Below are 22,782 nucleotides of genomic sequence, written 5' to 3'. Positions count from 1 at the left end.
AATTATATCTCCAAAAATTTCTGAAAAAACCCAAATCGGTCTTTCAACAGTTCTTCTTTCTCGTCGTCGTAATGTTTATTGACCACATTGTAACCATATCTTTCGAAGGTTTCATCAATGGAACTGAGATTTTCATTGCTGATCTTCAGCGTAATCTCTATGCTATCTTCTTTGATGGCGCTGATGAATGTGCCGTAAATTTTCGCATTGTTACTTTCCACAATTTGAGTGATCTCCGTCATCGAATAATGCAAACCTGTCGTTTGGATCGTCAAGATTGCACCGTTCTCGGAGAACAATGGATATTTGGAAAACTCATTGAAGATGTCGTCGCAAGAAATATAACCCAAATATTTTTCTTCTTTGGAAATCACAGGAATCACATTCGCATTGAAAGTATGGAAAAGCTTGATGCTATCAAGGATACTGCTATCTTCTATGATGGCGAATCGCTCGTAATGAATATTGAGACTGTCCAATTTTCCCTCAGGACTGTCTTCCAGAAAAGACTGACTGAGTCCGCCCAAGAAAACACCTTTGCTCACAATGAAAACGTGGGAATACCCGAACTCTTTTGCAACCTCGGAAGCCTCTTCGATAGAGTCCTTGTTGCCAAAAGCGGGATAATCTTTGGAAATGTAGTCTTTTATAAACATTATGCTAATTTACAAAAATTCCTTACCGAGAAAAGGTTTTAAAAAAAAATATGAAATTTTATAAAAAGTATTGCGTCGTATTAAACAAAAAGTATATCTTTGTCGCCTTTCATTTTTACTTTTTATTAGATTTATTTCAAACTGCAACACTTAATTGTGTCTGCAGTTTTTTTATTTTAAAGAACTAAGGTTTTTTGCAAACTCCCAAATTACGATGCCGCCACAGACACTTACGTTCAAAGAATGCTTGGTTCCTAATTGAGGAATTTCCAAGAAAACATCAACATTTGGCAAAGCTTCATCGCTGATTCCATCGACTTCATTTCCTAAGATCAAAGCGTATTTCTCATCAGATTTAATTTCAAAATCAGAGATCATTTGGCTGTCGGAAGTTTGTTCGATACCAATAATATTGAAGTTTTCGTTCTTTAGATTCTCAATTGCGACATTAATATCTTGCTCATAGATCCAATCCACACTTTCTGTTGCGCCAAGCGCTGCTTTGTGAATTTCTCTGTGAGGAGGCTGAGGCGTGATGCCACAAAGCACAACCTTCTCAATCAAAAATGCGTCGCCAGTTCGGAAAATGGCGCCCACATTGTGCATACTTCTCACACTGTCCAAAATGATGACGAGCGGAATCTTCGCTGTGTTTTTGAAGGTTTCAACATCTATTCTCCCCAATTCTTCAAGTTTCAGTTTCTTTGTCACAGCTAGGCTTTATTTATAATTAAATCAATATTTCTTTGGATATTTTGTGCGATGGATTCCATCGGAATATCGTTCTCATCGTTGTTGAAAGGATCTTCAATCTCTTCCGCAATCAGTTCCAAACTCATCAAAACGTAATAGACAAACATCGTAATCGGAATCATAAAAATGCCAAGATTCACAACATTTGCAACAGGCAAAGCCAAAACATAGAAAACCACAAATTTTTTGATGAATGATGAATACGAATAGGGAATAGGCGTGTTTTTGATTCTCTCGCAACCACCACAAACATCCAGAAAACCAGATAATTGCGCATCTAGAAACAACAGTTCGGTATCAGAAATCTTTCCTGCTTTTTTGAGTTGATACAATTTTTTGGTCAATAAGAAAATTAATTCTGCTGGCGGATGATGTTTGAGTTCCTCGGCAAGCTCTGCGAAATCTTTGTCCAAGACCAATCGCGTAGATTCTTTGGAAAGATGGCTTGACAAGAAGTGGGGAAAAAACTTGATATATTTTGCAATCTGATTTTTGGTCTTCACATCTTTTTCATCAAGAATGCTACAAACTTTAATCATAAAATTCCGACTGTCATTCACCAATTTCCCCCATAGTTTACGACCTTCCCACCAACGGTCGTAAGCTGTATTGGTCCTGAAAACCAATAATAATGACAAGACAAAACCAAGGAGAGAATGCAACATTCCGATATGGCTGACTGTGGATTTTTCCGTGAGATGCAGATATTCAATTTCTACATAATACATTCCGTACGAGTAAATTCCTACCAGAAGCATTGTTGGGAACAGGATTTTCAAGGTGTCAGTCTTGTGTAGACTGACTAGGATTTTGAGGAAATTCTTGGTGTTATAAGCGCGCATAAATGGCATTTGAGTGCAAAGATAATTTTTATCCTATTAAAATTTATGATTGCTAAGTAATTACTTCAAGTTTTAAAACCATTTCTGAAAATTATTTTTAAATTTAAGCTTTTAAAAACCATTCGATGTCAAATAAAGAAAAATTCATAACCGACCTCAACTCAAAATACAACCCAAAAGGCGACCACATCATCCTAGGAAAAGGAATGTTGGACGGCGAGATCGTCACTGATGTCAATGTCTCAATCCCTCTGAAAACCGTGAACAGACACGGCTTGATTGCAGGCGCAACAGGAACTGGAAAGACCAAAACACTTCAGGTTTTCGTAGAGCAATTGTCTCACGCCGGAATCCCGACTTTGGTAATGGACATCAAAGGTGACCTTTCTGGAATCGCTGAATCTGGGACGGAAAACGATAACATCAAAGAACGGTATTCTAAAACAGGTTTACCATATTCTCCACAGAATTTTCCAGTGGAACTAATGACAATTTCCGGTGCAAAAGGTGTGAAACTTCGCGCAACGGTTTTGGAATTTGGACCGATATTATTGAGTAAAATTCTTGGGCTTAACGATACGCAACAAAGCATTATGTCCATCGTTTTCAAATATTGCGACGACAAAGCTTTGCCTTTGGTGGATTTGAATGATTTGAAAAAAGTCCTTCAATACGTAACCGATAATCCAATTGGCAAAAAGGAATTGGCTGATGACTACGGCTCAATTGCGCCGGCATCTTTGGGAGCGATTCTTCGTTCAATCGTGGCGATGGAACAACAAGGAGCAACCGCTTTCTTTGGCGAGCCAAGTTTCGATGTCGAAGATCTATTACAAACGAGAGATGGAAAAGGTGTTGTGAATATTTTCCGAGTGGATGATATCCAAAGTAAGCCGAATCTTTTCTCGACCTTTATTTTATCGTTGTTTGCGGAAATCTATATGACTTTCCCAGAGGAAGGTGACAGCGGGAAACCGAAATTGGTTTTGTTCATCGACGAAGCGCATTTGCTATTTAAAGAAGCATCTAAAACTTTGCTTTCGCAGATTGAAACGATGGTGAAGTTGATTCGTTCGAAAGGCATCGGGATTTATTTCATCACTCAAATTCCGGGCGATGTTCCGGAAAATATTTTGAGCCAATTAGGTTTGAAAATCCAGCACGCTTTGAGAGGATTTACCGGAAAAGACAAAAAAGAAATAGATAAAGCGGTTGAAAATTATCCAACGACAGAATTTTACAACGCCAGCGAACTCATCCAAAATCTTGGAATCGGGGAAGCTTTTGTGACTGCTCTTAACGAGAAGGGAATTCCAACGCCTTTGGTTCACACCTATTTGATCTCGCCCGAAAGTAGAATGGATATTTTGACCTCATCGGAAATTGATGATCTGACAAGAAACTCTGACCTCGTTAGAAAATATGAGGAAAACATCGACAAAGAAAGTGCGTACGAAATCCTAAACAAAAGAATTGAAGAACATACACAAACCGTGATTCCGACGCCAACGAGAGGCAGAACTGCGCAACCTAAAGAAGAGGCTGGAATGTTTGAAACAGTACTAAAGTCAAGTGCCGGCAGAACTTTCACCAATACATTAATGAGAGAAGGAGCAAGAGCTATTTTAGGAATGTTTGGCTTGGGTAGGAGAAAACGTTAATTTTGCGCAAATTTAGAGAATGAAAAAAATACTATTCGTTTTGTGTGCAATTTTATTAGTGACGCTGACTGGGGCTCAAACAATCAATATTCCAGATGTAAACTTTAAAAGTTTCTTAATAAACGGTGGAGCAAAAGATGCTAATGGTAATGCTATAGAAATTGACGTCAATAAAGATGGAGAAATTCAAGTTTCCGAAACAGTTCAAGTAAAACAAATCATTAGTAGCTCAAATTATGATATTATTAGTTTCGAAGGGATTAATAACTTTAAAGAATTAGAAAAAATATCAATTACATTTAGTTATATTAATCGAATAGATGTCCAAGGCTTAGCTAAGTTGAAAACTTTAATTCTAAATAGCGGAAGATTGACTTCACTAGATGTAAAAAACATGTCTAGTCTTGAATATTTAGACTGTTCATATCAGGATATTTTGAATCTAGATCTATCTGATTTGGTAAATCTTAAAGTTTTACGAGTTAATGCTAATATGAATTTGACTGAGATAGATGTACAAAATTGTTTAAAACTTGAAGAATTTAATGCTTCTGCTTGCAAATTGAGTAATATTGATTTAAGTAAAAATATTCTTTTAAAAATGATTGACCTCGATTACAATCAGCTTATTAATTTGAATGTAAAAAATGGTTCACATCAGCAAATTAACTTAAAAGGTAATCCTACTCTAAAATCAATATGCTGTGATGAAAGTGAGAAAAGTAATTTAGAGAATATTATCCTGATAAATAATTATACGAACTGTACTATTAATACGAATTGCGAGTTCTTGGATACTTCAGAATCAATTTATGGTGAAAAAATCTCTATTTCTCCTAATCCTGCAAAAAACATTATTAAATTTAAATCTCCCGACAAGGTAACAAAAATAGAAATTTTTGACATTTCTGGAAGATTGATAAAGACAGAACTGAGTATTAAAAATAACGAGGCCAATATTAATTATTTAAAATCGGGAAATTATATCTTTAAAATTTATAATAAACAAAAAGTAACTACTCAAAAAGTGATAAAAGAGTAATTGCTTATTAGTTTTTGCAAAATTGAAATTCCTACATTTGTAAGAATTTTATTTTTTAAAGCACAGATTTGTACTCAGTAATAGATATAGAAAGTAACGGCGCACCATTTCGGAAAGAAAGCATCATAGAGATTGCAATTTACCGCTATGACGGTCACGAGATCACAGACCAGTTTATCTCGCTCGTGAATCCCGAAGATGAGATCTCTTCTTTTGTTCAAAAGTTGACAGGAATCTCGTCCAAAATGGTCTTGACCGCTCCGAAATTTCACGAGATCGCAAAACGTGTGGTAGAGATCACGCAGGATTCAACTTTGGTCGGCCACAATATCGACTTCGATTATCGGATGCTTCGCCAATCGTTCAAACGACTTGGTTACGAATTCAATATCAATACTTTAGATACAATTCCTTTAGCTAAAAAATTGATTCCGGAAGAGAAAAGTTATTCACTAAGCAAGCTTTGCAAATCTATTGGAATTCCTTTGACAGAAGCGCACAGGGCAAGTGGCGATGCTAGGGCGACTTTGGACCTCTTTAAATTGTTGATGATCAAAGACAAATCCAATGAGATCATCCAATCTCAACAGGAAGAAAATCACGCAAAAGGTTATCTCAACAAAATCCAATTGTTGACAGAAGACCTTCCGAATGAGCGTGGAATCTTGTACTTCCAAAATTCTGAAGGAAAAATTATTTATTCTGATGTTGTAGAAGATCTATATAAATCAGCGAAAAAAATCCTTGAATCGGATTCCAGAAAATACAAGAACATTCAGGAAGATGCGGTTCTGACTTCTTACGAATTGACTGGAACCGACCTTATTGCCAAACTGATGATGAAGAATAAAGGCATTAGCAAAACGCAACCTTTACCTTTCGGATTGTTTTACAGAAAGAATAAATTCATTCTTGAGAAAATCAAAAGAGAGCAGGAAGAGAAACCTTATTTAAGATTCAAAAGTTTTACGCAGGGTTTAAAGGCCATCAATTACATCAAATCAAAACCTGAGCTGAAGAAAAATCTGGAGGAATTCACACAGAAAATCAACCTTAAAAAAAGAAACGAGATTTGGACTTCATCGGGAAGAACTTTGGGCGAAAAGTCTTTTCTCATTTTAGAAAACGGAAAACTGACCGGTTTTGGGTTCTACGATTTGTATCATCAAATCCAGTCTATTGAGAAAATCAAAAAACTAATGTTGCCTGTTTCCCGATTCTCTCAGGATTTGCAGAATGATTTGCAGTTGGCACTTTTGCGGAATGAGTTTGAGGTTTTGGAGTTGCCGAAGAGTTAATTTAATACCTAATAATTTATGAAAAGAATCAATCTTTTTTTTCTAATCGTTTTGTTTGTCCCAAGTTTGATCTTTTGCCAGGATGATTTAAAATATTCAAATGTAAAAACAAATACAGATGAAGTAAAAATCCCGGGTGATTGGAAACAATTAAATACTGTGAAAGATTCGGGACAAACTTATCTGCAAAATTCAGATGGAGTCATAATTGCTATTGCTCAAAATCCACAAAGAGCTTATCCTTTTTTTAAGGATGAAAATACAAGCTATGAAAATGTTAAGGAGTTTTATAAATGGGACTCTGATTACAGAAAAGAAACAAAAGCCAAGACTAAAAAATTAAAAGAAGATTCTAAATTGGAATATATCATATGGAAATACAATGATGGAAAATTAGATAATGTCTTTTTGTTTGGAACATCAAAAAACAATTTTCTTAATCTCCTTGTTTATTCAAAACTTTGGAGTGAAGAAGATAAAATTAAATTTTTGGAAAATCTGTATCAATTAAACAAGCAATAGTAAAAGACCACTTTGATTTTCACCATCCAACAAATAAAAATCCAATCCAAAATTGCGAGTTTTACAGAATGACTTGCAGTTGGCGCTTTTGAGGAATGAGTTTGAGGTTTCTCCACTTCCCGAAAAATAAAATTGATATTATGAATCAATCCAACTTTAATTATTACATAGCCGGAACATTAATAGGTAGTAATAATCAAATGGGAAATCAATTTGGTATCTCACTGTTCATAAAAACCATAGAATCTAATCCAGAAGACTACAATACTTGGTTAAGCGTTGGAGAATGGCTCACACAACTTGTCAAGAAAAATATAGAGTATTATCTTTTGGGATTGAGTTGCCTAAAAAAAGCCTTTTCTATAAACCCAGAATGTACAAAAGAATCGCATTCATACAATAATAATTTAATTGATGAAAAAATTTGGAAAAATCAAACTATTGCAAGTATTGATTCTTTAGAAATATTTAAAATTAAGATTAATACTGATTTAATAATTTTAGAGTTTAATAGGATTCAAGATGTAGATTTTATAAAACGTTTATCTGAAAGCAGAGATATTCTTTTTTATGAATTTTTAAAATACATTATTCAAAATGAAGAAAATTTTGAAATTAGAATTGCCGCACTAAAAAGGATATATTACTTCAAAAACCAAATAAATCTTGAAGAATTTTTCAAAGAGTTATCACAAACGCAAAAAATAGATGATGAGCCATTCTTTAATCTCGCATTATACAACATCAATGAAAATTGGTCAAATAAATTATTAAATAGAACGATAATCGAAAACATTTCAGAACCATACGCTAATTCTCAAATTAAATTAGATTTTGAATTAATGAAATTGTTTGAAGAAATTTCATATGCTTTTGAGTATAGGCATTTTAAATATTTTATAAAAGCTAAAAGATACGATAAATTATATCGTTCTATAAGACGTTCGGATATAAGAGTATATAAATTACAAGTTCGAAAAGTCTTAAATATTGATGAGGAATTAACTGAATTTGGAATAAAGTGTCTTGAAAAGTATGTCGGAATAGATAACAACTTATAATACCTACATTTAAAATGTTCTTCGAAAATAAAAATCAATCCAAAAATTGCGAGATTTACAGATAAACTCTAATTTTGCGAAAAATTTTAACAACAAGCAATGCAATATTTTAAACAAAGCAAAATCGGTAAAAAGGGAGCTGTAAGGTTCTCTAAGGTTTGGAATGTATAATGAGTTGCGTGCATAAGATATCTATTGCGGCAGACTCTTTATATAAGAATCTGCCTTTTTATTTTTAAAAATCTACGATTATGACCAATCAGGACTTGCTAAGTATAGCAAAAGAATTCGGGACGCCCGTGTATGTTTATGACGTTAATTCCATCAGCGAGCAGTATAAAAAGCTGACATCTTCTTTCTCGAAGACCACGCGTTTTTTCTACGCTGCCAAGGCTTTGACCAACATCAATATCCTGAAGTACGTAGAAAAACTAGGCGCATCTTTGGATTGCGTTTCTATCAACGAGGTGAAATTGGGCTTGAAAGCTGGTTTCTCCAGCGAACGAATTCTTTTTACACCAAACTGTGTTGACCTTGCTGAAATTGAGGAAGCAATGTCTCATAAAGTTCATATCAACATCGATAACATTTCGATTCTTGAGCAATTTGGAAACAAATTCGGTGGTTCTTATCCGATTTTTGTGAGAATCAATCCACACATTTATGCTGGTGGAAATCATAAGATTTCGACTGGACATATTGATTCCAAATTCGGAATTTCGATTCACCAAATGCGTCACATCGAACGTGTTATGAAATCTACCAATCTGAATGTGGAAGGTCTTCATATGCACACAGGAAGTGAAATCAAAGACCCAGATGTTTTCATCCAAGGTCTTGAAATTATGTTTGAATTGGCAGAACATTTCCCGAATTTGAAATATCTGGATATGGGAAGCGGTTTCAAAGTGCCTTATCAAGAAGGTGACATCGAAACAGATGTGAAATCTCTTGGGAAAAAAGTAAATGCTTCCATCAAAAAATACGAGGAAGAATCTGGGAAGAAATTCCAACTTTGGTTTGAGCCAGGGAAATTCCTTGTGAGTGACAGCGGTCATTTCTTGGTAAAATCGAATGTCATCAAACAAACAACGGCGACAGTTTTCGTGGGCGTGAATTCTGGTTTCAACCATTTGATTCGTCCGATGTTCTACGATTCTTATCACATTATCGAAAATCTATCGAATCCAAAAGGTGCGGAAAGAATTTATACCGTTGTCGGAAACATCTGTGAAACAGACACTTTCGCTTGGGACAGAAAAATAAATGAGGTGAGAGAAGGCGATGTTTTAGTTTTCAGAAATGCGGGCGCTTATGGTTTTGAGATGAGTTCAAATTTCAATTCCAGATTAAAGCCTGCCGAAGTGATGTTTTTGGATGGAAAAGCGCACCTCATCAGAAAAAGAGATGAGTTTGAAGATCTATTGAAAAATCAGATCGAGGTTTTGTAATTTGTTGCTAATCAGAAAATGTTTTGGCATAAAATTTCTTTCATAATTTTTCAAAATCAAAATCTATGAAATCATTATTACTTTCCTTTAGTTTATTAATAAGTTCATTTGCTTTCGCACAAAACAGTGATGTTGAAGATATGATGAATATCGATATCCCTATGAATGATGCATCTCTAAGTTCTGTTGCTTACAATGTGAGAGGTATTTATCAACTTAAAGATGATAATTGCGACCCAGCAAAATTCAAAAGTTTGAGATATCCTGGTGGTGCAGAGGCATACATCAAGGAATTGAAAGAAAAATTGATGCAAAACGTAAATTGGAAAACCTACGTCATCAACGGATTGTTTTTTGTGAAAATGGATATTACAAAAGATGGCGTATTATCAAAATTGGAAGCTGGACCAAAAGTAGCAAACAGTGAAGCTTTTCTTAACGATTTAAAAGAAGCGGCAAAAAAAGTAAACAAAACTTGGAAGCCAGCTAAATGCAATGGAAATCCTATTGATTCGCAAGCGATGTTGAAAATTGATTTTTCATCGATGGCTTATGATAATGCTTTTAACTAGATGTTAGAAATTAGCCTTTAGAGATAAAAGTTTCTTAAAGTACATAAAATATAAACCGCCTCAATTAGGCGGTTTACTTATTTTTTGGATAATTTTACAAGATACTGGTCATTTTCATCTGTGTAAATCAATTCCGAGATCCAACCTTCTTCCGAAGCAATTTTCTCTAAGGTATCACGATCCAGATAAAGCCATTTGAACCAATCTGTAACTTGTTTTTGATATTCGTATAAGCAAAAAACTTCGCCATAATAATGATCCGTTGGAAATATCTCATCCTCGTACATATAATTAATGTCCGAAGAATCGAAAATCAAAATTCCATTTTCATTAAGTAAAGTTTCTGCTTTTTTGAGGAATTTTCTGAATCCGGCCAAATCACCACAAAGTCCAATACCATTCATCAAAAGCAAAAGCGTATCAAACTTTTCATTGTCTAATTTGAAAATATCTTCGCAAAGCACATTTTTCAGACCTCGGTTTTTCATCACTTCGCAAGCGGTTTGTGAAATTTCCAACCCCACAACTTCCTGATTTCTACTTTGAAGAACCAGAGCGTGACTTCCTGCACCCGCGCCAATATCCAAAGTTTTTCCTTGGCAAAGATTCAGAGCTTTTTTCTCCAGAGTCGGCATTTGTTTTTCGTTTCGGAAATAGATGGAAATCGGCATTTCTACCCGTGGTCCAAATGTATCGTGAACATAAAGTTTGCCTCGGCTGGTTTTCTCGTGAAAATTTTTGATGGCAATTCCTGGTAGATCGGTCATAGAAAAAAAACTTATCGCAAAGATAATATTAATAAAAAAAGCATTCAGATCTCTCTGAACACTTTTTTTCGTCATTCGGAACTTACATTCTGAATGCTAAGTACAAATGTAAATTTTATTTACAACAAATAAAATGAACCTCGGTTAAGAAATTCTCCTTCTAATACGACTTAGTGCTTGTGGTGTAACTCCTAGATATGTGGCAATGTGCTTCAATGCTACCAGTTGAAAAAGATCAGGATGTTCCTTCATCAATTTCAAATATCGCTCTTCTGCAGATTCGCTTAGATAAGAGAATTCCTTATCTGATTTTGCTAAATAAATATATTCTACAGTTACTCTTCCAATCAGATTTCCTTGGCTGGATTTTGTATAAACTTCTTGTAGATCGTCATAATTGATCTGCCAAACAACCAGATCCGTAAGCGCTTCTACATTGCATCTGGACGGCGACCTTTGCAAAAAAGAATCATAGGATGTGAGATATTGGTATTTAAATACAAATCTGGTAGTAAGCTCCCTATTTTGTTTTACAAAGAACAATCTAGCTGTGCCATCTTCCACAAAAGACAGATAGTTTTCTACCTCGCCTTCTCTTAGGATCAGATCTCCCTTCTTGTATTCTTTCCGAACGTTCTTCTCGCTATATAATTTCCAGTTTTCGTCTGAGATCGGAATATTATTAGTGCGAAGAAATTGTTTCATAAACTCCATCCATCCTCATTTTTTATTGATAAATCTCGTTCAGTTCGTTCATATATTCGTAAGCAGTCATATCAAATTTCACTGGAACAATGCTGACATAACCGTTTGTCAGAGCTGTTTCGTCTGCATCTTCAGACGCATCCATATTGTTGAAATAGCCAGAAAGCCAGTAGTATTTTTTTCCGTGCGGATTGGTTCTTTCGTCAAAGCTTTCTTCCCACTTGGCATTCGCTTGCTTGCAAATCTTAATCCCTTTGATCTCTTCTTTTTTAAGATTTGGAATGTTGACATTCAGGACAACACCTTTTGGCATCGGCTTTTCCAAAGTCTTAAGTATAATTTCCTTAATAAAATCTTCTGCCTGATCAAAGTCTGCTTCCCATTTCAAATCGCCAAGAGAAAATCCAATCGCGGGCAAACCTTCCACGCCAGCTTCCACCGCGGCGGACATTGTTCCGGAATAGATGACATTAATAGAAGAATTAGAACCGTGATTGATGCCTGAAACCACCAAATCTGGTCTTCTCGGAAGAATCTTGTCCAAAGCCATTTTCACACAGTCAACAGGCGTTCCGGAGCAAGAAAAATCTTTTTGAAGCCCATCAAGATTCAATTCTTCGAAGCTTAAAGTGGAGTTGATGGTGATGGCGTGGCCTTTCCCACTTTGAGGAGAATTGGGAGCAACGACGATGACGTCTCCAATTTCATTCACAATGCTGATCAATTTTCTAATTCCCGGCGCCGTAATCCCATCATCATTGGTTACCAGTATCAATGGTTTGTTCATAATCTTATTTTATATTTCTTTTCGCAGAGCGCGATATTTTCAAAATTCTCTCAAAAATAAATAATTTATAATGAGTAAAATAAAATAAGGTGTTAAATTTGGTTTCGTTTTTGAATAAGCAAGTAACATTCAAAAGAAAATTTTGACTAATTTAAGTACAGATTAAAAATTTATGTTCAAAAAAATCAAGTTCCGGAAACTACTGATGTTTGCGCCTCTTATGACGCTGATGTTCTGTTTCAACTCCCCTCAAAATGATGACGAAAAAATGCAGACCATAATGGTAAGCGTGAAAAATACACTTTCATATCTTCATTATAATCCAAAACCTATCAATGATGCCTATTCTCAAGATGTATATGACAAATATTTTGAAAGCGTAGATGCGTCCAAAAGGTACTTTTTGCAATCCGATATGGACGAGTTCAAAAAGCACAATACAAAACTGGATGATTACCTCAACAATGGAAACCTTGTGTTCTATAAATTGACAATCGACCGTCTTTACCAACGTGTGGATGAGATTGATAAGATGACACAAGACATTCTATCGAAACCGATCAATTTGGATGAAGATGAAGAATTGATCCTCGAACCAAAGAAAAGAACCAATCCGGCTGATGCAAAGCAACAACGTGAAGAGTGGAAAAAGTACATCAAGTACAACATCCTTCAGGAGATTGAAACCCTTTCCAGCAAAGAGGAAGCTCAGAAAAAGAAAAAAGATTCTGTCGTGAACAACAAACTTCAGGATACGATCAAATACGCGCCAATTTCTATGGAACAGAAGCGTATAAAAGCAACAGCAGAAGTAAAAGATTTGATTACTGATTCTTTCAGAAGATTCAAGAAAAGAAAGAAAATGGACTGGTTCTCTGTCTATATGAATGCTTACACAGAAGTTTTTGATCCTCACACCAATTATTTCTCACCGCAAAACAAGGAGGAATTTGATATGAATTTCACTGGGAAAGTAATTGGCATTGGAGCAATCATCCAAGAAAAAAGAGGATTCTTGTATCTTGGCGCATTGACGATTGGCGCACCAGCATGGAAATCCAAACAATTGACAGAAGGCGACAAAATCCTGAAAGTCAAATCCAAGCCGAAAGAAGAAGCCGTAAACGTTGTCGGAATGTTGTCTGACGAGGCTGTACGACTGATCCGCGGAGAAAAAGGAACACCTGTTACTTTGACCGTTGAAAAAAAAGATAAAACCATCAAAGAAGTAACGATGATCCGTGAAGAAGTAGCGATTGAAGATACTTTCGCGAGAAGTATCACTGTGAACGCTTCCAATGGAAAAAAATATGGATTCATCTATTTGCCAAGTTTCAATGTAGACTTTGAAAATCCGAAGGGCAGAAATGCTTCGGACGACATCAAAGCAGAATTGATCAAACTTAAAAAAGAAAACGTAGAAGGAATCATCCTTGACCTTAGAAGCAACGGCGGTGGATCTCTTACCGAAGTTGGCGATATTATGGGATTGTTTATGAATGCTGGACCTTACGTTCAGGTGAAAGACAGTCGTGGGAAAATTCAGGTTTTGGATAATAAATCTAATGAGCCAATCTGGACGGGACCACTTGTGGTGATGCAAAACGAATTGTCTGCATCCGCTTCAGAAATCCTAGCAGGTGCTTTCCAAGATTACGGAAGAGCAGTTGTCATCGGATCTCCAAGTTCATTCGGAAAAGGGACTGTACAGACTTTTGTAGAGCTCAACAGATTCCTGAACACGAACGATGATTTCGGTGCTTTGAAATTGACCATCCAAAAATTCTATAGAGTTACTGGAGAATCGACTCAAAGAAAAGGTGTGGAATCTGACCTTAAAATGAAAGATTTCTTCTCTTACGCAGAAGTTGGAGAACGTTTTGACCAGTTCGCTTTACCTTGGGATAAAATTGAAACCACTTCTTATAAAAAATTGACCGGACTTAATATTCCTCAATTGCAGGCAGAATTAGACAAACAACTTGCTGGCAACAGTAACTACAAAATGTTGCAGGAATCTGCAGAATGGAAGGAAGCCTTGGACAAAGAAGAAACAATCACTCTGAATCAAGCCAAATTCAATGAACTGATGAAAACGCGTAAAGCGCAGATCGAGAAGTTCAAAGGTTTGGAAAAATTCAATAACGGACTGAAATTCACACTTCACCCGGACGAAGCGGAAAGAATCAAAAAAGACGAAGCATTTGCCAAGAAAACCGAAAACTGGAGAAAGAATCTTGAAAGAGATTTCTATCTGGAAGAAACGGTGGATGTTCTTTCGAAGATCAAATAACAAAAAAGCGGAACTAAAAAATTAGTTCCGCTTTTTTTATGCTTAATGAAATTATTCTTTGTTTCCCAAACCTTAAAGGAAGCAAAGAAAAATCAATTGACTCCCTTTTGGGTTGGGGAAATCAATTGATCTTATATTATTTCAAACTCTCAAAACTACGCTTGATAAAGTCTGTCAATTCTTTTCCTTTCAAAAGATTCTGTGACAATTTCGCCAGATCCAAAGCTTGATTGATCATCGCGCTTTTCTCTTCAGCACTTTCTTTCTTCAATAATTCTCCGGCAAAATCCGAGTTAGAATTCACAACCAAATTATACATTTCTGGGAAACCGCCCATTCCAAACATTCCGCCACCGCCAGTGGCCTGCATATCCTTCATTCTTCTGATAAATTCCGGCTGAGTCAAGGTAAACGGTGCATCTGTAGAATCCAAATCTTCCAACTGAACGGTGAACTTTTGGTCATTGATAGATTCCTCGATATTTTTCTTCAAAGTTTCCTTATCCGTTTCATTCAATTTAGAAATAACAGGTTCATCTTTTTTGATTAAATTATTGATGTGATCTGCATCTACTCTCGCAAAAGAAACATTGTCCTTAGAGCTTTCCAATTTCTGGATCAAGTGCGGAACAATTGGAGAATCCAACAACAAGACTTCATAACCTTTGTCTCTCGCAGACGCGATGTAGCTGTGTTGCTCATCCGCGTTGGTTGCGTAGAGGATCACTGTTTTTCCGTCTTTGTCGGTTTGAGTTGGCTTGATCTTCTCAACCAATTCATTCCAAAGATAATATTGGCCTTCCGTTGTTGGGTAAAGCGCAAACTTGTCAGATTTTTCATAGAATTTATCTTCAGAGATCATTCCGTACTCGATCACGATCTTGATGTCATTCCATTTTTGCTGGTAATCTTCACGATTCTCATTGAATAACGAAACCATTTTGTCCGCCACTTTTTTCGTGATGTAAGAAGAGATCTTCTTTACCGCGCCATCAGCCTGCAGGTAAGAACGGGAAACGTTCAAAGGAATATCCGGAGAATCGATCACACCTCGCAGCAACATCAAGAAATCTGGAACAATTCCTTTCACCTCATCTGTTACAAAAACTTGATTTTGATATAGTTGGATTTTATCTTTCTCGATATTAAGGTTGTTCGCCAATTTCGGGAAGAACAAAACACCCGTCAAATTGAATGGATAATCCACGTTCAAATGGATGTGGAACAACGGATCTTCGAACTGCATCGGATACAATTCTCTGTAGAAAGTGTTGTAATCCTCAGCTTTCAGTTCGCTCGGCGCTTTTGTCCAAGCCGGCGTTGGATTGTTAATGATATTATCTACCTCAACCGATTCTGGCTTTGCATCTTCCGCAGAACCTTCTGGCAAAGGCAAGGTCTCTGTTTTCGTCCCAAATTTAATTGGAATTTGATTGAATTTATTATACTTCGTCAAAAGTTCACGGATTTTGGACTCTTCCAAAAATTCCAAAGAATCCTCTGCAATATGAAGCACGATCTCCGTTCCTCTGTCATATTTTTCTGTTTCTTCCAAAGTATATTCCGGGCTTCCGTCGCAGATCCAACGAACCGCTTTATTATCTTCTTTGTAAGACTTCGTAAAGATTTCCACTTTTTCCGCCACCATAAATGCCGAATAAAACCCAAGACCAAAATGTCCGATAATTCCCGCATCTTTCGCAGAATCCTTATATTTTTCAAGGAATTCCTCCGCACCGGAAAACGCAACCTGGTTGATGTATTTCTCAACTTCCTCGCCCGTCATCCCAAGACCTTGATCCTTGATAGTCAGCGTTTTCGCCTCTTTATCAATTTTCACCTCGATGATCGGATTTCCATAATCTACTTTCGCTTCACCAATCACGGTCAGATGTTTCAACTTCGTCGTTGCATCCGTCGCATTGGAGATCAATTCACGAAGAAAGATCTCATGATCACTGTAAAGAAACTTCTTGATCAGCGGAAAAATATTCTCCACCGACACATTAATACTTCCTGTTGACATATTTATATTATTTTTTGTTTTATTTAAAATTTCAATTCCCCAATCATAATCATTTATCGATTATCAGTCATAATTCGGGCGACTGCCAAAAGCCAAAACTTTCCCCGAGCTATTTTGTCACCGGGCTATCCGCTACAATCTTTTGCTTATCACGATTTGTCATCCGTTGACGCATTTCCCAAGCAAAAGGATTTCCACTACTATCCCTGTCGCGGGTTTCCACGGTCCATCAAGATTTCACAAAAAAAAGACCATCCAACAATTAATGACAAATTGTCGCTTTGGTAAAAACCACAAATACACAAAGATTCCACTAAGCACACAATTCTTATTTCTAATCTAACACTTTGTGCTAATTGACGAGTTTGAAGTTTATGCATAGCATATCAAAGTATCATTGCGAACTTAGCAGGCTTTGCGTTAAAAACCTAAGTAACCCTCGTGAACCTTGTGCAAAAACTTTGCGCTCTTTGTGGTTAAAAAAAATCCTTACATTTACTTTCATCAAGACAAATCCAAAATGCGCCACCAAATCCAAAATCAAAACCCTGATTTCAAGAACATTACCTTCGATTCCAATTCAGAAAATTACACTTTTGAAAAAGACGGATTGGAACTGAAATCAAAATACACCTGCGAAGATGTCAAAAACAAAGACATCAAAGCCGGTTCCGCTGGGATTGCGCCTTTTCTTCGTGGTCCATATTCCACGATGTATGTTCAAAAACCTTGGACAATCCGCCAGTATGCTGGATTTTCCACAGCAGAAGAATCTAATGCATTTTACAGAAGAAATCTCCAAGCTGGACAAAAAGGTCTTTCCGTAGCATTCGATTTGGCAACACATCGTGGTTACGATTCCGACCACGCAAGAGTTGTGGGTGACGTTGGAAAAGCAGGTGTTGCAATAGATTCGGTTGAGGATATGAAGATTTTGTTTGACCGAATTCCATTGGACGAAATCTCAGTCTCGATGACAATGAACGGGGCGGTTTTGCCGATTTTGTCTTTTTATATTGTTTCGGCAGAAGAACAAGGAATCTCGATGGACAAGCTTTCCGGAACCATTCAGAATGATATTTTGAAGGAATTTATGGTTCGAAATACTTACATCTATCCACCAACGCCATCAATGAAAATAATCGCCGATATTTTCGAATACACTTCCAAGAATATCCCAAAGTTCAACTCGATTTCAATCTCGGGTTATCACATGCAGGAAGCTGGTGCAACGCCGGTTTTGGAAATGGCCTACACCTTAGCCGACGGTTTGGAATATGTGCGAACCGGAATCAAAGCCGGAATGAACGTCGATGATTTCGCTCCAAGATTATCCTTTTTCTGGGCCATCGGAATGAATCATTTTATGGAAATCGCGAAAATGCGCGCTGCGAGATATATTTGGGCAAATCTTCTAAAACAATTCAATCCTCAGAATCAAAAATCTTTAGCCCTAAGAACGCATTCGCAAACATCTGGCTGGAGCTTGACAGAGCAAGAACCTTTCAACAATATTACCCGAACAACGATTGAAGCTTTGTCTTCAGCTTTGGGCGGAACACAATCTTTGCACACCAATGCTTTGGATGAAGCGATTGCTTTACCAACAGATTATTCAGCGAAAATTGCGAGAAATACACAGATTATCCTTCAACAAGAAAGCGGAATCTGCGACGTCGTTGACCCAATGGGCGGAAGTCATTTGATTGAAACTTTAACGCAACAAATGATTGAGGAAGCAATGAAATTCATCGATGAAGTAGAAAAAGAAGGCGGAATGACGAAAGCCATCGAAGCCGGAATTCCGAAAATGAGAATAGAGGAAGCATCGGCCATCAAGCAAGCAAAAATCGATAGCGGAGAAGAATTCATCATCGGCATCAATTCCTTCAAATCAGATTTGAAACAAACCGAAATAGAAATCCTCGACATCGACAATACGGAAGTTCGCAGAAAACAAATCGAAAGATTAGACAAAATTAAATCCGAACGCAATTCAGAATCGGTTGAAGAAATTTTAAATCAAATTCGAGAAACAGCAAAAACCGGAACTGGAAATCTTCTAGAACTTTGCATCGAAGCCGCTCGCAGAAGAGTCACTCTCGGCGAAATGAGCGATGCGATGGAGGAAAGTTTCGGGCGTTACAAAGCCAATATCAGAACCATATCAGGAGTTTACGCAATGAATGCAAGCAAAAATGAATACTTCGAAAAAGCAGTTGCTTTAAGCCAAAAATTTGAACACCAAGAAGGAAGACGACCAAGAATTATGGTCGCAAAAATGGGACAGGACGGTCACGACCGTGGTGCAAAAGTAGTCGCAACCGCATTTGCCGATATGGGATTTGATGTCGATGTTGCGCCGTTATTTCAAACGCCGGAAGAAGTTGCGAAACAAGCGGTGGAAAATGACATTCACATTTTGGGTGTTTCGTCTCTGGCGGCTGGACATAAAACTTTGGTTCCGCAAGTGGTGGAAGAGTTGAAAAAATTGGGTGCAGATGATATTACAATCGTTGTTGGAGGTGTAATTCCGCAACAGGATTATGAATTTTTGTATCAAAATGGGGCGCATCATATTTTTGGGCCGGGAACTAATTTGCCGAAAAGTGCTGTGGAGATTTTGGAGAAATTTTTGTCTTAAAATCTTGTAATTAAAATTTATTTCTATCTTTGCACCTGAAAATCAATTTCAACCAATAAAAATAACAACGAAGCAATGTTCAAATACAACTTACATACATCAGTAGGATTGCCTTTTGCAAAGGCGAGGCTTCGTGGATTGGTACATTCTTAGAACAACAGTATAATGAAATATCAAAACCCGGAGTCGTAAGATTTCGGGTTTTTTATTGCGCAATATTTCAAACTCAAAACGTTTCCCCGAAATCAAATTTTTTATCAGGAGCTATTTGACTACGTCGAATTGTTACTTATTATTTTTTTTAAGGAGCAATTTCCCGCTGTCCACTGTATCTTTTTTCGCCAACGCTATTTTTCAAGCCCACGCAAAAAAAAGGATGCCGTTTCCATCGGGGCTAGGACAAACTCCTTCCATAAACCTTCAAGGTTTCAAAAACCTTGAAGGATTGAATAAAACCAACTAAAATTTCAGTTGGCAAGCCAGATGCGAGAAAATCAATGATCTCTCATCATTCATCAATTATATAAAAATGGGAAATTTAAAATTAAAAGGAAAAGATATATTAAAATTAGGCTATCCAAACAACCAGAGCGTCAACATCGCTTTGGATGTAATGAAAAGAAATTTTGCAACCAAAAATATTCATTATGTGAAATCGCTTCTCAAGGAAATCCACCAAAATCCGGAGAACTTCGAGAAAGATTTAACCTTCGGACAAATTGCAGAAGCTTTGCTTTCATCAAAGAAAACTGAGAAAAGAATGCTCAACACCAACCGGGCGTCTTTCCAAATTTTCGGAAATTGATATTTCAGATGAAGCAAAAAACCAACTCTACACTGCACTGAAACTGCCAATTGCAACACAAGGCGCTTTGATGCCCGATGCCCACAGCGGTTACGGACTTCCAATCGGTGGAGTTCTCGCCGTAGAAAATGTCGTGATTCCTTATGGAGTCGGGATGGATATCGGTTGCAGAATGTCGCTCAGTATTTTGGATACGCCAATTTCATATCTCGACGGCGCAAGAGACAAATATGAAAAAGCACTTGCCGAACACACCAAATTCGGGATGTATGAAACACATAAATCTCACGTTGACCACGAGATTTTCGACCGAGACACGTTTGATTTAATTCCGATTTTGAGAAGATTAAAAGGTAAAGCCATCAAACAAATGGGTAGTTCCGGCGGAGGAAATCACTTCGTGGAATTCGGGGAAGTGGAAATTACGGAAGAAGACGAGCAAATCAATCTTCCTAAAGGAAAATACCTCGGAATTCTTTCTCACAGTGGTTCGCGTGGTTTGGGAGCAGAAATCGCTCAGTACTATTCGAGAGTGGCGACCGAACAATGTCCGTTACCAAAAGAAGCGCAAAATTTTGCCTGGCTGGATTTGAACACGCATCTCGGTTTAGAATACTGGACGGCGATGAATCTTGCGGGAGATTATGCTTCGGCCTGTCACGACGATATTCACAGAAGACTGGTGAAAGCGGTCGGCGGAAGAGTAAAAGCCAGAATCGAAAACCATCACAACTTTGCATGGAAAGAAATTCACAACGGAAAGGAAGTGATTGTCCACAGAAAAGGCGCAACTCCGGCAAATGAAAACGAGTTGGGAATGATTCCCGGCTCGATGACGGCAAAAGGTTTCATCGTGCGTGGAAAAGGAAATCCGGATTCGCTGAACTCGGCTTCACACGGAGCGGGAAGAGCTTTTTCAAGAGGTGAATGCAGAAACCGTTTTACTCAAAATGACATTAAGAAAGAATTAAAACTTAAAAATGTCACCTTGATGGGCGGAAATGCGGAAGAAGCACCGATGGCGTACAAAGACATCAATGAAGTGATGAATGCGCAAAGTGAACTGGTCGATATTCTCGGAACTTTCCAACCCCGAATTGTGAGGATGGATAAATAATGCTTGATGTTGGATGCGGGATGTTGGGTGTTTGATGTCAAATACCTGCATTTTAATTCTTTCAAAAATCATTAAATAATTTATAACAAATAGTAATACAAAGGAGTAAAAACATAGCCCCGATTGCAGCGGCATCCTTTTTTTTGCAAGGGCTTGAAAAAAGCGAGGGCAAAAAAAGATACAGCGGAAAGCGGGATTAAGCTCCTATAAAAAATGGACAAAATAATACAAATCACCTCGGGAAGAGGACCTTTGGAATGTCAGTGGGTAGTTGCCAAAGTTCTGAAGGTCTTTCTTGAGGAAGCAAAACAAAATAAAATTGGTTACGAAATCATCCACCGCGAAAATGGCGACCAAAACCTGACTTTGAAATCTGCGACATTAGTTTTAAAAGGAAAAGAAGCTAATGAATTTCTGAAAAACTGGCTCGGAAGCATTCTCTGGATTGGCAAAAGCACTTTTAGAAAATTCCATAAACGAAGCAACTGGTTTATCGGGATTTTTGAACTGGAAGGTTTGGAGAAAATGGATTTTAATGAAAGAGACATTCAGTTTCAGACCGCAAGAAGTCAAGGAAGTGGTGGACAAAACGTGAATAAGGTGGAAACCGCAGTACGTGCAACCTATCCGAAGACAGGACAGAGTGTTTTCGTGCAGGATTCCCGTTCGCAACTGGAAAACAAGAAAATTTCAATCATCAGATTAAAAGAAAAAGTGATGGAATTTCACATCCAGCAACTGGAAAAACAAATGCAGGAAACCTGGAACAATCATTTGAATGTTCAGAGAGGAAATCCTATCCGAACTTTTTCAGGAACCGATTTTAAAAAGAATCATCAGGAGAAAACTTTCAAAAAAGAGAGGAATCAACTGAAAAACGAATTAAAAAACTACAGAAATGACCTTAACTAAAAGTAAATATTATTTTGAAGCGCTGGATAATTATCCATACAGCTTGCCGGATTGTCTGGAAGCACTGAATTATGCGCTTTCATACGACCCAGAAGATGCAGATTCACTTTGTCTGATGGGAAGAATCTACAGCGAAATGCTCGATGACTATGAAAAAGCAAAACTCTATTTCGAGGAAGCAATGCAATGTGATGTGACCAATCTGAATACGCCAAAATATTACATTAAATGTCTTTTGGACAACGAAGATTTTCAGGAAGCAGAAAAACTGATTAACTATTCTTTAAAAATCAAAGGAATTGACAGATCGACTTTATGGTTTTACAGAGCTATGCTTTCTGAGATGAGAGGAAGTCTTGCGAATGCTTTGAAGTTTTTAAATGACGCAAAGCAATTCAGTTATAATAAGGAAATGCTTGAATTTCTGAAAGCCAGAGAGCAATTCGTCAAATCAAAAATGCCAAAAAAGCTGAGGAAAAAATCAGCTAAAAAGAAAAAGGAAACCAATTGAGGTTTCCTTTTTTATTCACAAAATATTTAAAATCATTTCTTAGCATTTGCATTCACATAAGCCAAGACCCAATTGGTTTCCTCTGCATTCAGTTTTGCTTTTGGTGCCATGGAGGCCATAATTGGTTTCCAATCTTCTACTGTAAAGTTAGATGGTTTTGGCAAGTCGTGGCATCTTCCGCATCTTAGATTAAATAAATCCTCTCCTTTTTTAAGCATTTCTTCATTTGTAAGATTTGCGGTTGCTGTGGAAGTTTCAGTTGTGGTCGTCGTTTGTTGCGTTTTACAAGAATAAACGATAACGCCAACAAGGCAGAGACTATATAAGTATTTTTTCATTATTTTTGAATTTGATTTA

Annotated in this window: 19 protein-coding genes and 1 pseudogene; 12 read left to right on the top strand and 8 right to left on the bottom strand. The window is 37.1% G+C overall.

Annotation, left to right across the window (positions count from 1 at the left end):
- Window positions 1-2: 2 nt before the first annotated feature.
- The 3 genes from IO90_RS02935 to IO90_RS02925 form a co-directional block, all read right to left on the bottom strand.
- Entirely contained in the window at window positions 3-656 is a 654-nt protein-coding gene (locus IO90_RS02935; RefSeq protein ID WP_034963746.1) for a CBS domain-containing protein, read from the bottom strand.
- Window positions 657-827: 171 nt separating this feature from the next.
- On the bottom strand, window positions 828-1,367 hold the full coding sequence (locus tag IO90_RS02930; protein ID WP_034963744.1) for an RNA methyltransferase: 540 nt from the start codon (window positions 1,365-1,367) through the stop codon (window positions 828-830).
- Window positions 1,368-1,369: 2 nt separating this feature from the next.
- Window positions 1,370-2,251 (bottom strand): bestrophin family protein, encoded by an 882-nt coding sequence (locus IO90_RS02925; protein WP_034963742.1) that lies wholly within the window; start codon window positions 2,249-2,251, stop codon window positions 1,370-1,372.
- Between the two features lie 125 nt (window positions 2,252-2,376).
- On the opposite strand from IO90_RS02925, the gene IO90_RS02920 reads away from it, so the two are divergent.
- From IO90_RS02920 to IO90_RS02890, 7 genes are all read left to right on the top strand, one after another.
- Entirely contained in the window at window positions 2,377-3,912 is a 1,536-nt protein-coding gene (locus IO90_RS02920; protein WP_034963739.1) for a helicase HerA-like domain-containing protein, read from the top strand.
- A gap of 19 nt (window positions 3,913-3,931) precedes the next feature.
- Window positions 3,932-4,954: a T9SS type A sorting domain-containing protein gene (locus IO90_RS02915; RefSeq protein ID WP_034963737.1), complete on the top strand. Its 1,023-nt coding sequence runs from the start codon at window positions 3,932-3,934 to the stop codon at window positions 4,952-4,954.
- 68 nt (window positions 4,955-5,022) lie between these two features.
- A complete protein-coding gene (locus tag IO90_RS02910) occupies window positions 5,023-6,252 on the top strand; it encodes a PolC-type DNA polymerase III (protein WP_034963735.1) in 1,230 nt (409 codons plus the stop codon).
- An 18-nt stretch (window positions 6,253-6,270) separates the two neighbouring features.
- Window positions 6,271-6,774, top strand: a complete 504-nt coding sequence (locus IO90_RS02905; protein WP_034963733.1) for a hypothetical protein — start codon at window positions 6,271-6,273, stop codon at window positions 6,772-6,774.
- 140 nt (window positions 6,775-6,914) lie between these two features.
- A complete protein-coding gene (locus IO90_RS02900) occupies window positions 6,915-7,835 on the top strand; it encodes a hypothetical protein (protein ID WP_131450809.1) in 921 nt (306 codons plus the stop codon).
- Between the two features lie 251 nt (window positions 7,836-8,086).
- Window positions 8,087-9,286, top strand: a complete 1,200-nt coding sequence (gene lysA, locus IO90_RS02895) for a diaminopimelate decarboxylase (RefSeq protein WP_185094376.1) — start codon at window positions 8,087-8,089, stop codon at window positions 9,284-9,286.
- Window positions 9,287-9,351: 65 nt separating this feature from the next.
- Entirely contained in the window at window positions 9,352-9,858 is a 507-nt protein-coding gene (locus tag IO90_RS02890; RefSeq protein WP_131450808.1) for a hypothetical protein, read from the top strand.
- Window positions 9,859-9,935: 77 nt separating this feature from the next.
- Here the strand turns inward: IO90_RS02890 and IO90_RS02885 are convergent, their stop codons facing one another.
- The 3 genes from IO90_RS02885 to surE form a co-directional block, all read right to left on the bottom strand.
- Complete coding sequence (locus IO90_RS02885) at window positions 9,936-10,625, bottom strand: class I SAM-dependent methyltransferase (RefSeq protein ID WP_034964266.1); 690 nt, start codon at window positions 10,623-10,625, stop codon at window positions 9,936-9,938.
- A gap of 144 nt (window positions 10,626-10,769) precedes the next feature.
- Window positions 10,770-11,339: a Crp/Fnr family transcriptional regulator gene (locus IO90_RS02880; RefSeq protein ID WP_034963724.1), complete on the bottom strand. Its 570-nt coding sequence runs from the start codon at window positions 11,337-11,339 to the stop codon at window positions 10,770-10,772.
- Window positions 11,340-11,352: 13 nt separating this feature from the next.
- The gene (gene surE / locus IO90_RS02875; RefSeq protein WP_034963722.1) at window positions 11,353-12,117 is read right to left on the bottom strand and encodes a 5'/3'-nucleotidase SurE; all 765 of its coding nucleotides are present in this window, start codon (window positions 12,115-12,117) and stop codon (window positions 11,353-11,355) included.
- 172 nt (window positions 12,118-12,289) lie between these two features.
- Here surE and IO90_RS02870 point away from each other — a divergent pair, with 172 nt between their 5' ends.
- Window positions 12,290-14,410 carry a carboxy terminal-processing peptidase gene (locus IO90_RS02870; RefSeq protein WP_034963720.1) on the top strand — a complete coding sequence of 707 codons (2,121 nt, stop codon included), beginning with the start codon at window positions 12,290-12,292 and terminating at the stop codon, window positions 14,408-14,410.
- A 136-nt stretch (window positions 14,411-14,546) separates the two neighbouring features.
- Here IO90_RS02870 and htpG read toward each other — a convergent pair whose 3' ends face one another.
- A complete protein-coding gene (gene htpG, locus IO90_RS02865) occupies window positions 14,547-16,436 on the bottom strand; it encodes a molecular chaperone HtpG (protein ID WP_034963718.1) in 1,890 nt (629 codons plus the stop codon).
- 520 nt (window positions 16,437-16,956) lie between these two features.
- Between htpG and scpA the strand changes: the two genes are divergently transcribed.
- The 4 genes and pseudogenes from scpA to IO90_RS02845 all read left to right on the top strand — a co-directional run bounded on the left by scpA (window position 16,957) and on the right by IO90_RS02845 (window position 22,425).
- Complete coding sequence (gene scpA / locus IO90_RS02860; protein WP_034964263.1) at window positions 16,957-19,080, top strand: methylmalonyl-CoA mutase; 2,124 nt, start codon at window positions 16,957-16,959, stop codon at window positions 19,078-19,080.
- Between the two features lie 529 nt (window positions 19,081-19,609).
- Window positions 19,610-21,002, top strand: a pseudogene (locus IO90_RS02855) (RtcB family protein).
- Window positions 21,003-21,215: 213 nt separating this feature from the next.
- On the top strand, window positions 21,216-21,914 hold the full coding sequence (gene prfH / locus IO90_RS02850) for a peptide chain release factor H (RefSeq protein ID WP_034963717.1): 699 nt from the start codon (window positions 21,216-21,218) through the stop codon (window positions 21,912-21,914).
- Window positions 21,901-22,425: a tetratricopeptide repeat protein gene (locus tag IO90_RS02845; protein WP_034963716.1), complete on the top strand. Its 525-nt coding sequence runs from the start codon at window positions 21,901-21,903 to the stop codon at window positions 22,423-22,425. Before prfH ends, IO90_RS02845 begins: the two co-directional genes overlap by 14 nt.
- Window positions 22,426-22,457: 32 nt before the next feature.
- Here IO90_RS02845 and IO90_RS02840 read toward each other — a convergent pair whose 3' ends face one another.
- A complete protein-coding gene (locus IO90_RS02840; protein ID WP_034963714.1) occupies window positions 22,458-22,763 on the bottom strand; it encodes a hypothetical protein in 306 nt (101 codons plus the stop codon).
- Window positions 22,764-22,782 lie beyond the last annotated feature (19 nt).

Source organism: Chryseobacterium sp. FH1 (assembly GCF_000735135.1).
GTDB lineage: Bacteria > Bacteroidota > Bacteroidia > Flavobacteriales > Weeksellaceae > Epilithonimonas.
Note: the sequence above shows the minus strand (reverse complement) of the source record. Positions and strands in the feature narration are given on the sequence as shown.

Excerpts from the sequence above, each read along its gene's own strand:
- IO90_RS02935 (WP_034963746.1), bottom strand. The coding sequence starts at position 656 with ATGTTTATAAAAGACTACATTTCCAAAGATTATCCCGCTTTTGGCAAC.
- IO90_RS02925 (WP_034963742.1), bottom strand. The coding sequence starts at position 2,251 with ATGCGCGCTTATAACACCAAGAATTTCCTCAAAATCCTAGTCAGTCTA.
- IO90_RS02920 (WP_034963739.1), top strand. The coding sequence starts at position 2,377 with ATGTCAAATAAAGAAAAATTCATAACCGACCTCAACTCAAAATACAAC.
- IO90_RS02915 (WP_034963737.1), top strand. The coding sequence starts at position 3,932 with ATGAAAAAAATACTATTCGTTTTGTGTGCAATTTTATTAGTGACGCTG.
- IO90_RS02905 (WP_034963733.1), top strand. The coding sequence starts at position 6,271 with ATGAAAAGAATCAATCTTTTTTTTCTAATCGTTTTGTTTGTCCCAAGT.
- IO90_RS02900 (WP_131450809.1), top strand. The coding sequence starts at position 6,915 with ATGAATCAATCCAACTTTAATTATTACATAGCCGGAACATTAATAGGT.
- lysA (WP_185094376.1), top strand. The coding sequence starts at position 8,087 with ATGACCAATCAGGACTTGCTAAGTATAGCAAAAGAATTCGGGACGCCC.
- IO90_RS02890 (WP_131450808.1), top strand. The coding sequence starts at position 9,352 with ATGAAATCATTATTACTTTCCTTTAGTTTATTAATAAGTTCATTTGCT.
- IO90_RS02885 (WP_034964266.1), bottom strand. The coding sequence starts at position 10,625 with ATGACCGATCTACCAGGAATTGCCATCAAAAATTTTCACGAGAAAACC.
- IO90_RS02880 (WP_034963724.1), bottom strand. The coding sequence starts at position 11,339 with ATGGAGTTTATGAAACAATTTCTTCGCACTAATAATATTCCGATCTCA.
- surE (WP_034963722.1), bottom strand. The coding sequence starts at position 12,117 with ATGAACAAACCATTGATACTGGTAACCAATGATGATGGGATTACGGCG.
- IO90_RS02870 (WP_034963720.1), top strand. The coding sequence starts at position 12,290 with ATGTTCAAAAAAATCAAGTTCCGGAAACTACTGATGTTTGCGCCTCTT.
- htpG (WP_034963718.1), bottom strand. The coding sequence starts at position 16,436 with ATGTCAACAGGAAGTATTAATGTGTCGGTGGAGAATATTTTTCCGCTG.
- scpA (WP_034964263.1), top strand. The coding sequence starts at position 16,957 with ATGCGCCACCAAATCCAAAATCAAAACCCTGATTTCAAGAACATTACC.
- prfH (WP_034963717.1), top strand. The coding sequence starts at position 21,216 with ATGGACAAAATAATACAAATCACCTCGGGAAGAGGACCTTTGGAATGT.
- IO90_RS02845 (WP_034963716.1), top strand. The coding sequence starts at position 21,901 with ATGACCTTAACTAAAAGTAAATATTATTTTGAAGCGCTGGATAATTAT.
- IO90_RS02840 (WP_034963714.1), bottom strand. The coding sequence starts at position 22,763 with ATGAAAAAATACTTATATAGTCTCTGCCTTGTTGGCGTTATCGTTTAT.